This window comes from Pseudomonas sp. S3_A03, assembly GCF_054668275.1.
The window spans coordinates 2084116-2098441 of sequence record NZ_CP162753.1; the positions used below are offsets into that span (position 1 = coordinate 2084116).

General features: G+C 54.4%; 15 protein-coding genes and 2 pseudogenes. 9 read left to right on the forward strand and 8 right to left on the reverse strand.

Going from position 1 to position 14326, the window contains the following annotated elements:
• Positions 1-77: 77 nt before the first annotated feature.
• Positions 78-650, reverse strand: coding sequence for a nucleotidyltransferase family protein (locus tag AB4O25_RS09400; RefSeq protein ID WP_135196135.1), 573 nt, complete (start codon positions 648-650; stop codon positions 78-80).
• A gap of 378 nt (positions 651-1028) precedes the next feature.
• Here AB4O25_RS09400 and AB4O25_RS09405 point away from each other — a divergent pair, with 378 nt between their 5' ends.
• Positions 1029-1268: a DUF6124 family protein gene (locus tag AB4O25_RS09405; RefSeq protein ID WP_017527807.1), complete on the forward strand. Its 240-nt coding sequence runs from the start codon at positions 1029-1031 to the stop codon at positions 1266-1268.
• 3 nt (positions 1269-1271) lie between these two features.
• On the opposite strand, the gene AB4O25_RS09410 is transcribed toward AB4O25_RS09405, so the two are convergent.
• A complete protein-coding gene (locus AB4O25_RS09410; RefSeq protein WP_460150792.1) occupies positions 1272-1505 on the reverse strand; it encodes a hypothetical protein in 234 nt (77 codons plus the stop codon).
• A 320-nt stretch (positions 1506-1825) separates the two neighbouring features.
• Between AB4O25_RS09410 and AB4O25_RS09415 the strand changes: the two genes are divergently transcribed.
• From AB4O25_RS09415 to AB4O25_RS09430, 4 genes are all read left to right on the forward strand, one after another.
• Entirely contained in the window at positions 1826-2221 is a 396-nt protein-coding gene (locus tag AB4O25_RS09415) for a hypothetical protein (RefSeq protein WP_460150793.1), read from the forward strand.
• Between the two features lie 18 nt (positions 2222-2239).
• Positions 2240-2599: a hypothetical protein gene (locus tag AB4O25_RS09420; RefSeq protein ID WP_460150794.1), complete on the forward strand. Its 360-nt coding sequence runs from the start codon at positions 2240-2242 to the stop codon at positions 2597-2599.
• A 655-nt stretch (positions 2600-3254) separates the two neighbouring features.
• Positions 3255-3476 carry a hypothetical protein gene (locus tag AB4O25_RS09425; RefSeq protein ID WP_460150795.1) on the forward strand — a complete coding sequence of 74 codons (222 nt, stop codon included), beginning with the start codon at positions 3255-3257 and terminating at the stop codon, positions 3474-3476.
• Between the two features lie 233 nt (positions 3477-3709).
• Complete coding sequence (locus AB4O25_RS09430) at positions 3710-3964, forward strand: hypothetical protein (RefSeq protein ID WP_460150796.1); 255 nt, start codon at positions 3710-3712, stop codon at positions 3962-3964.
• 1477 nt (positions 3965-5441) lie between these two features.
• On the opposite strand, the gene AB4O25_RS09435 is transcribed toward AB4O25_RS09430, so the two are convergent.
• From AB4O25_RS09435 to AB4O25_RS09445, 3 genes are all read right to left on the reverse strand, one after another.
• The gene (locus tag AB4O25_RS09435) at positions 5442-6110 is read right to left on the reverse strand and encodes a TOPRIM nucleotidyl transferase/hydrolase domain-containing protein (protein WP_460150797.1); all 669 of its coding nucleotides are present in this window, start codon (positions 6108-6110) and stop codon (positions 5442-5444) included.
• Entirely contained in the window at positions 6104-6775 is a 672-nt protein-coding gene (locus AB4O25_RS09440; RefSeq protein ID WP_460150798.1) for an AAA family ATPase, read from the reverse strand. Before AB4O25_RS09440 ends, AB4O25_RS09435 begins: the two co-directional genes overlap by 7 nt.
• 832 nt (positions 6776-7607) lie before the next feature.
• Complete coding sequence (locus AB4O25_RS09445; protein WP_460150799.1) at positions 7608-8003, reverse strand: hypothetical protein; 396 nt, start codon at positions 8001-8003, stop codon at positions 7608-7610.
• A 309-nt stretch (positions 8004-8312) separates the two neighbouring features.
• On the opposite strand from AB4O25_RS09445, the pseudogene AB4O25_RS09450 reads away from it, so the two are divergent.
• Positions 8313-9258: pseudogene (locus tag AB4O25_RS09450) on the forward strand (hypothetical protein).
• Between the two features lie 454 nt (positions 9259-9712).
• Here the strand turns inward: AB4O25_RS09450 and AB4O25_RS09455 are convergent.
• On the reverse strand, positions 9713-10717 hold the full coding sequence (locus AB4O25_RS09455; RefSeq protein WP_460150800.1) for a tetratricopeptide repeat protein: 1005 nt from the start codon (positions 10715-10717) through the stop codon (positions 9713-9715).
• Positions 10714-11376 carry a hypothetical protein gene (locus tag AB4O25_RS09460; protein WP_460150801.1) on the reverse strand — a complete coding sequence of 221 codons (663 nt, stop codon included), beginning with the start codon at positions 11374-11376 and terminating at the stop codon, positions 10714-10716. Before AB4O25_RS09460 ends, AB4O25_RS09455 begins: the two co-directional genes overlap by 4 nt.
• Positions 11377-11615: 239 nt before the next feature.
• Between AB4O25_RS09460 and AB4O25_RS09465 the strand changes: the two genes are divergently transcribed.
• The gene (locus AB4O25_RS09465) at positions 11616-13196 is read left to right on the forward strand and encodes a methyl-accepting chemotaxis protein (RefSeq protein ID WP_460150956.1); all 1581 of its coding nucleotides are present in this window, start codon (positions 11616-11618) and stop codon (positions 13194-13196) included.
• A 21-nt stretch (positions 13197-13217) separates the two neighbouring features.
• Here the strand turns inward: AB4O25_RS09465 and AB4O25_RS09470 are convergent.
• Positions 13218-13328: pseudogene (locus AB4O25_RS09470) on the reverse strand (chloride channel protein); the annotation flags it as partial.
• Positions 13329-13462: 134 nt separating this feature from the next.
• Between AB4O25_RS09470 and AB4O25_RS09475 the strand changes: the two are divergent.
• Positions 13463-13894 (forward strand): YeeE/YedE family protein, encoded by a 432-nt coding sequence (locus AB4O25_RS09475; protein ID WP_017527798.1) that lies wholly within the window; start codon positions 13463-13465, stop codon positions 13892-13894.
• A gap of 2 nt (positions 13895-13896) precedes the next feature.
• Positions 13897-14316, forward strand: coding sequence for a DUF6691 family protein (locus AB4O25_RS09480; protein ID WP_017527797.1), 420 nt, complete (start codon positions 13897-13899; stop codon positions 14314-14316).
• Positions 14317-14326 lie beyond the last annotated feature (10 nt).

Here is a 14326-nt window from a genome sequence, read left to right on the forward strand (position 1 = left end):
CCCCAGCGAGGCTGCGATGGGATCGCCTCAGTCTCCTTGCCTGGCCAAGGCACCTGCATCGCCCTCTCACTAAAGCCCTATTGCCCGGCCGACGGCTCCACAATCGTGAGCCAAGGCCACCGCGCCTGATAACTCCTGGCCTTCTCAGCAAACAGCGCCTGCTCCGGATGCAACGGGTTGATCCGCAACACCCCTTGCTCCACATCCGCCAGCCCATACGGGGCGTACACCTCACCGCTGGCGATATCCAACGCGATGCACGTCCCCGCCACCAGGTAACGATCCACCCCCTGCCGGGCCGATTGCAATTGTGGGTAAGGCCGACCGAAGCGCTGCCCATACCAAAGGTGCACCCGCGCCTGGTTCTTGACCTCCACATTCACGCCCAGGTCCTTGAACAAGCCGTCAGCCCGGCGAATCACCGCGTCCTCCGCCTCGTAGGACAGGTCCGTATCGAAGTAAAAGACGTCGTAGTCTTTCACCCCCTGATCGGCCGGTAGCTTCATCTGGTGATTCCACACCGCCTGGAACAGACAACCCGCCGTGAGCATGCACTGGTCCACACCGAGGTCGGGTAGACGCGCGGTGATTTCGGCGTTGATGGGGTTGGCCATGGCCAGTTCGAGGAAGGTGTCGACGGTCAATGTCATGGTGCGTCCTTGGTAAGCAGTCCTTGTCCAGGAGCCGACTGTACACGTTCTCACAAGCGAAAATCGAGCGACTCCAACTTGCTGCATTGCCTACGCGTGCGTCAGAATCCGCCGACTTGTGCACCTGGGTAGCCGTCTCTAAGGTGGCTCGGTCGCCGACATCTCGGGGATCGGGTTTAGTAGCCTGACGGTTTATCCAGACAAAAGTGCACAAGCGTTATCAACCAGACATTCCAGTCTGTACTTGATGGTGGCTGTGCGCAGGGCGCCTTCGGGCGCGCCGGCTTTCGTTTGGATTCCCCGGTCTACTAACCTGCGCACAGCTGCCACCCTTTTGTTTAGTAGCTAAAGGATGGCGGCCCTAGACGGAATTCAAACATGTATAAGGCCGCACCAGATTCAGCCGCACTTTTCAGCGTCGCACCCAACGCCAGCAACGAAACCCTCATCACCAACAGCTACGAAACCTTCACCAGCGTCAGCACCCTGCTGCTCGACCTGTGCGAAGACCTCAACGGCAAACACCGCGACATCGCCCTGGCCATCCACCAACTGAGCGAACTGGGCGTACTCCTCACCGCCAGACTCCTCGACCGCGAAGCGCCCTGCCCCGGCTGATCATCAGCCCTTCAACTCACTCGCCCGATGGGCCGCCGCGTCGTCGTAGGCCACATACAACGACTCGGCGATCTGGCTTTTGATGGCCTTGGTGGATTCAAGCCCCAACACAAAACCCTCGGCCTTGCCGCCTGCGCGGTTGAGCTCGTCATGGGTGGTGGCGCCGGTGATGGCGTCGAGCAGCTTGGTGGCGTGAGGGCCAACGCCTTTGGGGAGGGAGATTTGCTCGATGGACATTGCGATACCTTTAACAGTTGAGTCGGTAGCGCTTGGAACCACTGCCGGGGGAGGCATAGTAGACCGGTTTGCGATGAGAGGGGCTGCTTTCGGCCAAAAAGCGGACGGTCACCGTTTCAAGGCGAGACGGTAAGGGTTTCCGTACGGGCGTAATTCCGATTTTCATCGAAGTGTGCTCGGTCTTGGATACAGCGTTGCACGAGGAAGCACTACCTCGTCATGTAGACGTTTCATCGTATCAAGGTTATCTTCCCGACACCTTGTAACGCCTACGGACACGGCCTCTTCGCCGAAATATTCTCTGCTCTAGGTATTGGAATTTGATCAATCCACCACTTTTAACTTTGAAACGAAGGGCTGAGGAGCTCCACACCTCTGGTTGTCGCGAACTACCGCACAACCCTGAGTCTGGAGCACTATTACTTTTCTATGCAGCGGAATGCGCACTCAAAGCTGCTTACATGTATAAAAATAACCTAAAGGATACTGGAGAGGAGCGTGGTCCATACCGTGCTGCGCGAAGCTTCATCCACAATCTCGTTGCACTCACTAAGTCACTCAACATCCCTACGGCCTCCTTACCGCGCACTCCAGAGGTTTTTCTAGTTAGAAATGGCCAGAGAAACGAAATCAGCGATCTGCATCAAGCATGGCGTTATGGCGAAAAAGTTAGAGAAACGGGCCACGATTATACAGTGGCTCCTAAAATTAATTGAATGGTGCAAAAGGAACACATGAATCCCATCGACCAAACTCCAATGACATGGATGGACGTAGCTCGACGGTTTGCGTCTGTTTCATTTGAAGACTGCAACACACCGCTAACTGTAATCCGGGCTCGAGTGGGTTGGTTTGGATTGATTATTGAAATCACCAAAGGTGCTGATCATCAGGAGATTCTAAGTTGGCTGATGGTGTTATTCCCCACTAGGTTAAAATCTGAACCTCTGTCCTTAGCGCTAGAAGGTCCGCTAGATCACAATGAACTGGGTATCGAAATCATTGAAGAGGAGGCTGAGCATCACTATAGGCAGTCCTTCGGGATTGTTGATGGAGTTATAGAGTTCACCAGCTCGACCTGCGAATCTAGTTGATCGACCAGTTCCAGTTGTCGCCGCATTGAGTGTCAAAGGTGGAACTGGACGAACGACGACAGCGATCGCATTTTCGCTTCGATGGGCTGAACTTTCACAAGGGCCGGTGATGCTGGTGGACGCTGACCTCGAAGCGCCTGGAGTTAGCTACCTATTCGAGAACTACGCAGGCACACCAAAAATTTCTCTTGAGGACATCATTACACTTTGCCCACTCAGAGGAGTCGGAAGGAGCGCCCGGCACAGTGGCATTCGCTGCTGAGCGCTTAAAGATCACACGATCAGTGGGAATCTGATCGTCCTTCCTTTGAGAAGAAATATTGATGAACTTGCTAGCTCTTCCATACGTCCTGAGCATCTTTCGACCCCCGAACATCCTTTGCTTTAGCCGATATCCTTTCAAAAATTGCCGCAGAGTTAGGTTGCTGCGGCGTAGTAGTTGATGTGCGAGCGGGTTTAGTACCTCTAGGCGTCACCATGGCGATGGATCCAAACGTTTCTCCGATAATTGTCTCGACTCTTTGCAGATCAGTCGATCAGAGCTACATCTGGATTGGTGAGGTTTCTGTCGCGAGAAATTAAACGCCAAGGCGGCTGGCTCCGCAAGCCCCTGATAGTAATTAACAGGGTGCCAGCAATATTCAAACAAGCCGGTTTGGACAAGAAACTCATTGAACCATTAACGATTGAGTTGCTGTCTAGCCTAGTACCTGATACGGCGAAAAATATTTCCGCGCAGTCCGATATTTTCAGCGATGAAGTTGAGCTTGAACCATACATACAAGTTGAAGTTCCTGAGCTGCCAGACATTCAAGTATCCTCAAAGGAGTGGGAAACCTACACTTCCCAAATCACTGGAAGCGGTTCTCTAAAATAATTGGCTCAGGTATTGACCACTGGATTACCACCGAACTCAATATCTCAAGCAGAGGCAGACTTGACATCAGCTCCCCTAAAAAGGTTGAGCCCAGTGACGCACGTCGCCTGCTCTCGACTTTCGCCAACCAATTGATTGCTGCTGAGAATGCCGATGGAAAGGTCCCTAAGCCTCTTGTAACACAATCACTTGCTGCCCTAGCTCAAAGATTTCAATCTGAGGTCCCCATTGCAGTGAGCGAAGGCGCCAAAGGCACCGGCAAAACTTTAGCAGCGCGATATTTTATTTCCCAAGGACACTGGGATACAGCCGTTAATGAACTTGTTCATAAAACAGGAGCAGTAAACTCTCCGCTTCTTCCGATTTGTGCTTCTATTCAATCCAGCGGTAATTTTCAAGCTGAAGTCGATGCTGCTAGAATCGCCGTGGCAAGTGAACTTGGCCTAGACGAACCAATCTCCTCTATATCAGAGTACGGCATGGCTTAAAGATGAATTAAGTAAAGATCACTCTGAGCAAAAGTGGGTCGAACTATGGCTGGACCTGATCGCTTGGTGTTCTGGGTATCGTGCTAACACCTCAAATGTAGGAGGTGAGTTCCTAGAGTTCCTCAGATCCACGGGCAAAACATGCATTGCAGTTTTTGAGGGTTTGGAAGAGCTGTATAGCTCAGCTACTGATCCAGGTGTAGATAAAGCAATGCGAGGCAATCCTCGTCTCGCTCCACAACGTCTCAGGTCTGAAGCCCGCAGACCAATTGGTGCCTTGATTTTCGCTCGACGAGATACTGTGGAAGCGGCAGTAAACAAAACTTGGATCAATTCCGTCGTGAGTACGCATTCTTTTGCACTTTCATGGACCGAGGATGACGTGCTTGAACTGGCGGCATGGCTGGCAGATCAGTCGGGGGCGATGCCTGGGTTGTGGACTAACGATTTCAATCTCATAAGTTCCTCTGAGAAAGCAACTCGCCTCGAGAAGCTCTGGGGCAGTAAACTTGGTCCAGATGACATACCTGGAAAACGCACTAGAGAAGCGTACACAGCAACGTGGATAATCGCGGTACTCTCTGATCTTCGAGGAAGATTAGTACCTCGGGATTTAGTGCGGTTCCTAGCAAGCGCCGCCCACCAATCGCCTGAGCCTGAAGAAGAAATAACCTTTGCAGGTCGGCTGCTTTCTCCACGGTGTTTTAAAGAATTCTGTCGAGCCAACTAGCAATGCAAAAGTCAGAGAAACTGAAGAAGAGATCTCAGAGCTTAAACCAATTTTCGTAAAGTTCAGGACGCGGGCAGAGGAAATCGTTGCACCACTCACGACGGAGTCGTTGGCTGAGATAGGTATTGGCGATGCCGAAATTGAAACTTTAACGAGGCACGGTATTGTTTATGGAGAAACTGCACCTTATGAGGTTCCAAGAGTTATACCGACGTGGTTTAGGATTGCGCCACACCGGAGCTCGTCGTAGTGTAGTTAACCTTTATAGAAAGGCGCGTAAAACTTAACTATTAGGCTCCTCAGTCCCCATTTTATACTGGGGAGCCTAGTGGTTTTTTTGTAGTGGAACTTCAACATTAGATAAAAAATTGTTAGCTTCAATATTTAACAAATCTGGCGTGACACGCCTCCTTTCAGGATGAAAGCACTGACAGCTTTTGGCCGTTTTCTGCCTGTCGCGAAGGGTAGCCTCGGCCAAAAGCGGACGTTGGATCGCGGCTACTCTAAGGTTGAGATTGACATTGAGTTAGGATTGACTCTACTCCCAGGGCGGGACAAAAAATACTTCGAACGTGGCACTTAGTTAAGTCGATTAGCAAAAAAGCATTACGGTCGGCACATATTAATATGAATGCTATTCGGCGAGCGCTCTTTACCACCTTCAGAAAACTTTGCCTAAAATTTACAGCAGTTTTTGGCGCTGCCATTACAATAATGGCAGCGGCTTGTGGAGCTAATTAGTGGGTGTCAAGCGGGAATTCCCAGTCGCTGAGGATTTGAAGTCCAGTTCTTGATGCTCCCCATAAAGTCCCATACATCTCCATTACCAGGATGTACGAAGTTTTTATCAGTAGGATCCTCTCCCATTGCAGCGAAAATTGAGGTCAACCAAGCATTCTTATTAGTACTGACACCTAAATCTGGCAGCCAATTTTCAATTTCACCTCTGTCTACTACGAATATCCCATAAGTGGCGAGGCGTGAAAAAAAGTCGTTGCATGCCTGCTGTTGTTCTGCTGGTAAAACATTTATTCCGCCCTCGCGCTTAAAGTCTTTGCCCGTGTCGTTAAATGCTTTTAACAAATTAGCACGCTCTAACCCCAGAGAGGCATGACTTAAGGATGGGACAAATGCGCCGTTCATGGGTTTCTGCCAAACAACTCCACCCTCTTTAATAACATCGATGTCACATATACCCACGCACGGAATTCCAAGCTCACGTAAAGGATGAACAATATCCCAAATAGTTTGTTTGTTTTGAGCATTCAGAAAAAGGCATCCTTCAATGCCGCGCGAATCTGAAGATTGCAAAAGGCGTTCATTGATTTCTTGATAGAAAGCCCGATCAGCATCGGCTTCGGTTACGACGACAGCATTGTAAAACAAAGCATTGAGAACACCAACCGATCTCAGCAAGGGTTTCTCATAAGGTGGGACAGTTTCTCCATCGCAAGAAGGCGCGCGGTCGAGACCTTATAATCATATGTAAGTCGAACAATATTTATGGGTACTCCGCTTTGAACGCAGCCCATGAGAAATGCTGCACTGTGGGTTGAGACGAATAAGCGTCGATTCGAGTCCGCTAATGCCTTAGAAAGCTCTTTCCCTAATCGGGCACATAACGCGGGATGGAGGAACGCCTCAGGCTCATCGATCAGGGAAACCTTTGGCTCGCCTGCTATGACAGTGCTTAGCATTCCTACGAACGCTTTCACTCCATCGCTTGCTTCTGAAATTTCAACAGCATTGGCGTGAAATTCCCGTGAAGCCTCATCCCAACCTTTCTCCTCTCGTTCATCACTGGGAGGTCGCGGTGACAGGCGAAGTCTGAACGAGCCAATTTTTGTAGGGTCAATAACTAGATACTGACCAAATGCATCAAAAACTATACGGCGAATCTCCTCTAGCAGGTCGTTATCTACAAACAGTTTCGCAAGATTATTAGTAGGTGCAGACTGCAAATCACCAGCGGATTGCTCACTGGTAAGTGTAAGGCGGTTTTGCCCATTCATGCGTAGAGTAAAAAAATTTAAGTACTGGTGGTAGTTACTATGTCCCGCGCCAGCGCTTGTAGGCTTCATTCAATATGGTTGGAATGTGTACAAATGCGCGTTGAATCGCATTATTCTGCGGTTTCAATCTTGAAATGTACATATGGTCTGCGTGATGTACCTCACCTGGCCCCGGCGGAGCCTCAACCTTGCTCAAAGCAGACTTGAATTCATCACTAGTCCATTTCAAAAACTCTATACTTTGTATTAGCTTCGTTTCGCCTGGATGGCTTTTAGTGGCGAAGTTTTCAATCTCCACTAGCGCCCTTGACTTCCCGCTGTTATTAGGACCTACAAAAACAGTAACTGCTGAGAGATCGAGCTCTAGGCTCGGTTCATTTGGGCTGGAGCCGCTTTTAAAGATTATTCGCGAGAGCATCTGATAGTACGGCCTCTATATGAATGAATATTTTTATGTCTATTACAAAAATATAAAACAAACATACCACAACTAAGAAGGGTGCAGGCGATGCTCAAAGAACGCTACCAGCATCCGATAGCGTCGTTTTCCGTTTCGGGACGGGACTGCTACAAGGTGAGCGTCCATATCTGCCCATTTTCAGCCAGTCTCGAAAGGCAGTAAATGGCCGAATTCAATCGGTCGTCACAGGCAGAAAACGGCCAGACGAGCCCATTCGATCTACGAAATCCCCCTTTCAGTTAACGTCGATGCCGGGATAGAGATCCGCAGGTGGGTGGTAGTTGGGGTCTTCAAAGCGGCTATTGTTGTAATGCATTTTGGCAGTGGGCCCCTCGCCTATGTACGTAACCTCAGGATTGGGCGTCAGATGCCATCCGGTCCCGTCGTTATCGCGTTCGATCAGCGACGGATACAACGTACAGGTCCCCCCCGAACCGGATGTCAGCCTGAATTGATAATAGCGCCCGGCCTGTGGCGTGAATTGAGTTGTGACGTAGCACGAGCGGTGCGCGAGCCCTTCCAGAACATACTCACCTGCGTCTCGATGCCCGGCCTTATGGGTGTTTCATAGTAGTCGGAAGTCAAATTCTGCCCGGCCTTGGGCATGCCCACGTCTTGCGTGTGGGTAAATGGAAGAGGCCCCGTCCGGACGGAGCCTCCCGAACGCACGCCGTTCTCGTATTGATAAATATCGGCATGCTGAGTGAAATTCACGACCCTGACCCAAGCGGGGTTCGGCTCGTTTTCAGGCGCTTTGAAGTAATGGAAATGAGGGAAATACTGACAGCCGGCAAATAACGGCAGCGTCAGAAAACAAAGAGTACGGCGAATAGGCATTGGTACCAGTCCTTTACGGGATCGTTGTACAGACCACAGAACTGGAGATGAATTTCACAGCCGGCTCACTCAAGCAACGTTCAGTGGGCATCTGTTTGTTTCACCGGGGACGATGACAGGGTGTCGGCGAGCGCGGAAATCATCCCCTGGGGATTGGCACCGACGGTGACCGCATGGACGGAGGCTGTCATCTGGATGGGATGCGCTTAGAAAGCAGGCCCTGCATACGGTATTCTGCGCGACATCAACCTCGACCCCAGCCTACCGGCCCCTGAAGCGGTATTGAGCCCGGCGCCCATGGATCTCGACATGCTAATCGGCCACCGCTTCGAACATCTCGCCAACGGCGATCTGCATATCCATTCACGCAACCTCGTGCAAAGCGCATTTATGCTGCTGACCGGCGCAATCACCTTCATCCTGCCGGTGGCCTGCGTCGGGTTCTGGCTTACCGAATGGCAAGCGCAGCTGGCTGATCTGAATCCGTTGTCGACCCTCCTGTTAATACTCTCGCTGCTGCTGATGCCTGCCTTGGGCCTGTCCCTGATGGTGTACATGGGCTCGCGCGAGTCGTTGTTGTTGTCACGCGTCGGCGGCGAAGGCAAGCGCCGCACGCAGAACTTTTTCGGGCGCCGAGAGCGTGTGAAGTCTGTATTCAACATCGATAACCCGCGCGCCCTGGAACTGCGTCCGTCGCGAGCAGGCCGAGCCCATCCACACCCAGTTGTGGCTGGTAATGCGTGATGGCGGCGAGCACCGGTTGACCACCGACAACATTCCGGTGGTGCCGGGCAGCAAACGCACCGACCTGTGGCTGCGCACACTGGCCGACTACCTCGACGTGGCCGTGCCTGGCGAGGTCGTCCTTGAATCGGCGGTCGCTAAACCGGCACCCTATCGGCCGGCGCCAACGCCGGCGAAGATCGCCAGGCAGCGCAAAACCAAAGGCCCCGTGCCGGCGGCTGAGTCGACCGAACAACTCGGCATCCCCGCGCGCGCCCTGCTCGCGCTGATAGGCACTTTCCTCGCAGTGCTGGAGCTGAATCAGATCGTCGCATTAGTGCCGGCGGTGATCAGCGGGCGACTGCGAATCAGCGGTTTTAGATCGGGATACACGACGTTCTACTGGGCCGAGCAGCCGGTCGCGTTTTCATTCAACGTATTTTTGGGCGTGGCCGAGGTTCTGGTGATCGGGTTTATCGCCTGGCAATGCCTGCGCACGGCGATTCTGGGGCGGATGAAAGCCAATCCTTGAACGTAGGATGTTGGCGCATCCGCAAGCTCAAAACCCCTTCCTCATAAACCAGATCCCTACACCTGGCCGCACCGCGTACGTACCGCAGGCGTCCGGCTTCGTTACGCCCAGGGGTATGAGATCGCCAAGATCCAGAACACCACCGCTAACCCCCAGCAGATGGGCCCCGCCGTGGAAAAATCCTGGATGCTGCCCGTCGACATTCCGCCAGCAACCCATCGCTGCCTGGTCCAAAAACCCCGGCCATCGAAAAACTCGCACGCAACCGGAAGTTCTCTGCGACGCGCCCAAGACCTACAACGTAACCGTGGCCAAGGTGAAGGGCGAACAGGCGCTGAAACTGATCGACCCACGTTTCTCGATTATGCGCGGCATCAGCTTCAGCCAAGGGTTCTGACGCAAGCGTCGGCATGGGAGAGACGCATGAAAAAAATGCCCCTCCGATGCGCACACACTAGCCTTGCAGTGTTCGCAGTTTTTCTTCGAAGTAGCGGATTTGCGCCAAGTCATCGGGGTCGACCTGCCTGAGTATCTGAAGAGCCTTTGTATAGGCGGCGCGTGCCTTGGCGGTGTCGCCTTGAGCCTCGTAGACTCGCGCAAGGTTGAAGTGGCGCAAAATTATTTTGGGGTGATGCTCGCCAAACGTTGCCTGGTCACTGTTCAGCGCCATCGTCAGGAAGGCTTCCGCTTTATCGTACTGGCCCAGGCCGCGATAGGCGTCGCCGAGGTTGTTCCAGCGGATGGCGACCGTCGGATGGCGCGGACCATGCAGGGCCATGTCGATATCCAGCGCCTGTTGAAAAAGCGGCAGCGCCGCCTCGTACTTGCCCTGGAGGTTATAGGCATTGCCCAAGTTGTTCAGCGAGACGGCTACCGAAGCGTCGTTGTCGCCGAGCAGTCGCTTTCTCAACGCGATATTTTTGCGCAGGTTTTCGAAGGCCTCTTCATATCGGCCCAGTTTGCTCTGCGCGGTACCGATGTTGTTGTAGCTGTCGGCAATTATCAGGTCATCCGTGCCAAGTACCGCGAGGCGCATCTTCAAGGATGTTTCATAGTAGCCAAGGGCAATCTCGAAATTGCGTAGTCGCTCGTGAAGATAGCCGAGGTTGTTCCAGTAGGTCGCCTGTTGCGCGGTCGAGGCTTGGCCGTTCTGTTTAGCCGCCTCCAGTGCCTGGGTAACCAGGACGATGGCGGTACGGTCATCGCCCAGCACAGAGACTGCCAGCGCCTTGATATTCAACGCCTCGGAGTTGGCAGGGTCGGCTTCAAGCACGCGATCCGCTTCCTCAATCGTCGCCTGATACTGCCCTGCCGCGAAAAGGCTAACTGCTTTGTCGCTCACGGCCCCCAGGGCGGCCTCAGAGCCAAACATCAGAAAGAGCAATGAGAACGGCAATAGCGCTTTCAGCCAACGAATGCGCAGGGAGGTTCTTGGGTTTGAAATGCAGATCTGACTCATAGTTTTTTTCGATCCAACACACTCATTAAATTGAAGTAACGAAGCGGGCTTTGACGCGGAACGGGGGTGGGTTCGTTTACCCGCCCCCTTCCCAGACGCATGCTATTAAAAGACATCCATCGCTCTACAAAGCCCCGCCTTCTCAACAGCCTCATTTGCAGGTTCCCCCCTGCATTCAAACGCTGCAACGCGACCAGACACCGGCCACTGTCCAACAGGATCAATTCATAGTCCTGATGCGCCGTTGGGGTGAAACGAAAGGTTTGTTGGCAGCTATAGGAATAGCCGGCGCAAACGTGGCCTTCACTCTGGAAGTTCATCGCGAACGGTTTACCCGCCGGGACCTTCAGTTCGGTACGCGCCAGCGCTTGGCCTTTCGCCTCCACCCGACGGTTGCTCTCGGGCATGCCCAGGCTGCGGCCGTTATTCTGGTCGGCAAAGCCGGATTCGGCCACCGCCATCACGCCAGCGCCGGGAACACGCCAGTCGATGCAATCGCTGCCCGGCACGCCACGCGCCATGCCATTGGTGATGATGCGCAAGCGTGCGGTATCACCCGCGGCGGGTTCAACATAAGCCGTGGAATAAGCACGGATATTGGAAATATTGCCGCAGCCGCTCACGGCAAAGGCCAGGCCTGCCATCAGAAACGCTCTCATGAAAATCCCTTTCTTACGGTTCAACGGCAGAAGTATGGACTCTGGATACACAGTGCCTCACCGGCCTTGGCCCCAGGAGTGGTCACCGTAACAGCTGGCGCGTTGACGTGGCACGAATATCCAAAGCGGCCCGATTAAGTTTCCCAACGTCAGGTCGATACCCTGACTAACCCGCACCCCCTCGCAGCCAGGAAGCTCACATGAACCTTAGAAACCTTAACGTAGCTCCACGAGCTTCCATGTTTTTCGCGTCAATCATCGTATTGGTCTTTGTACTCGGCGCAGTCGCCGCAGTGCAGATGGGCAAACTGCGGGATGCAGAAAAAGATATTGAAACCAACTGGCTGCCAAGTATCAGGCAAACAGCATTAATGAACTCCGGCGTGATGCGGCTGAGGCTTGAAACTCAGCGCGCGCTCGCTGACCCTAAAACCCTTCAGTCGACCGTTGCCTCCTTTGCAGGCTACCGGAAGGTCTTGGCGGATGCGGTAGCCCAGTATGAACCACTGATCGCGAGCAACGACGAGCGCACCCTGTATCTAGTGGTTAAAGCGTCCGCCGATGCATATGCCAAACAGCTGGACATTCTCGAACCTTTGATGGCGCGCGCTGACATACCTGCAGCGGTAAGCCAGGTGAGTACAGGCATCCGCCCGTTGACGAATCGGTTGGAGGGCGAGATCAAAGCCCTGACTGACTACAACAACAATGGCGCGACAGCCGCTGGGCAATACGCAACCGCCACTTACGCCGAAGGCATCTGGGTAATCAGTGGCCTTATTGCCGGTGTCGTAGTCCTGACTATCGCGCTGGCGACCCTTCTGACCAAGAGCATCACCACTCCGATAGGTACAGCCCTGTCCGTGGCCGAACGCATTGCCGGCAGTGATCTGTCCAAAGAAGTGCAGGTCAGCGGGAAGGATGAAGCCGCACGCCTGTTAAAAGCGCTGGCCCAGATGCAGGAAAACCTGCGCAAAACCATCATGCAGATCAGTGATTCATCCACGCAGCTGGCCTCGGCCGCAGAAGAAATGACGGCGGTCACGGAGGAATCCAGTCGAGGCCTTGTTTCACAAAATGATGAGGTCAACCAGGCGGCCACCGCCGTAACCGAAATGAGCGCGGCGGTTGACGAGGTGGCCCGCAATGCAGAGTCGGCCTCCGAAGAGTCGCGTCGCACCCAGGGGTTCACTGAGACCGGCCTGGAGCGCGTCTCTCAAACACTGAAGTCCATTCAAAAACTGAGCGGCAACGTTGAAACCACGAGCGACAAGATTCAGGTGCTGTCAGAGCGCGCTCAAAGCATTAACAAAGTCGTCGAAGTGATCAGGGCCATCGCCGAGCAGACCAACCTGCTGGCGCTGAACGCAGCCATTGAAGCCGCAAGGGCCGGTGAGCAAGGGCGCGGCTTTGCCGTGGTGGCGGACGAGGTCAGGGCGCTGGCGCACCGAACGCAGTCTTCCACGCAAGAGATCGAACAGATGATCTCCGCCATGCAGAGCGACTCAGCCGAAGCGGTGGAAGCCATGAGCAAAAGCAAAGAGCTGGCGACCCAATCCCTCGACGTCGCCCAGGAAGCCAGCACTTCACTGGACCAGATCGCCAAGGCCATTACGCAGATCAATGAGCGCAACACCTTGATAGCCACTGCGTCTGAAGAACAAGCTCATGTAGCGCGTGAAGTCGACCGTAATCTGGTCAGCATTCGAGAGCTGGCCGTGCAGAGTTCCGCGGGCGCCAGTCAAACCGCCAGCGCGTGCGGAGAAATGTCAAAGTTGGCGGTCGACCTTAACAGGATGGTGAGTCGCTTCGTCGTTTGAAACATCAGGCCCCACGCGTTCCGCCAGGGGTGTATTGAAGGCGGCGGCAATACCCGCTGCGCCACCGGCCGGGATCAGGTCTTCAGGGCGGACGATGCGTGCGTTAGGCAGATAGCGGTGAAAGAAATGCAGGCAGCACCGCAAAATCATAGCGGTGCTTGCGCCCCAGGGCTTGAGCCGCCCCATCTACCACCGGCATTTCACGCAATACGGGCAGAAACTGTGCTATCGATGCACTCCCCCAATCCCCGAAGGCTGTCCCGACCATGAGCCTCTCCGCCGATTTCACCCCATGGACCTCCCTGCTCGGCGGTGCCTTGATAGGTTTGTCCGCCGGCCTGTTCATGCTGCTCAACGGGCGCATTGCCGGTATCAGCGGTCTGCTCGGCAGCCTGCTGTCCAGGCGTAGCGATGGTCGGGGGGAGGCGCTGGTGTTCGTCGCGGGGTTGATCGCCTCGCCCCTGATCTGGTTACTCGGCGCGCCGTTGCCGCAGCCCTCGTTCCAGGTCGGTGGCGTGGCGCTGGTACTGGCGGGGGTGTTGGTGGGGATCGGTACGCGCTATGGCGCCGGCTGCACCAGCGGGCACGGGGTCTGCGGGCTTTCACGGTTGTCGGTGCGCTCGCTGGTGGCGGTGGGTTGTTTCATGGGCAGCGGCTTTGCCGGCGTCTACGTGCTACGTCATGTAGTGGGGGCTTGAGCATGCGCAAAATCACGGCTTTGATGGCGGGCTTGATCTTCGGGCTGGGGCTGTACCTCAGCGGGATGACAAACCCGGCCAAGGTGCTGGGTTTTCTCGACCTCGCTGGCGACTGGGACCCTTCGTTGGCCTTGGTCATGCTCGGGGCGCTGATGGTGAGCAGCGTGTTTTTCTTCTTCGCCAGGCGGCGTGACACCGCATTGCTCGGCGCGCCGATGCAGATGCCGACACGGCGCAACATCGACCGCCGGCTGGTGCTGGGCAGCATCGTGTTCGGTATCGGCTGGGCGATTGCCGGGCTCTGTCCCGGACCGGCCGTGGCCTTGCTGCTGACGGGGCGATGGCAGGCGGTGCTGTTCAGCGTGGCCATGCTGGCGGGCATGCTGGTGTTCGCGGGCCTCGAATCACGCAAGCAGCGCTGAACATTGCGGC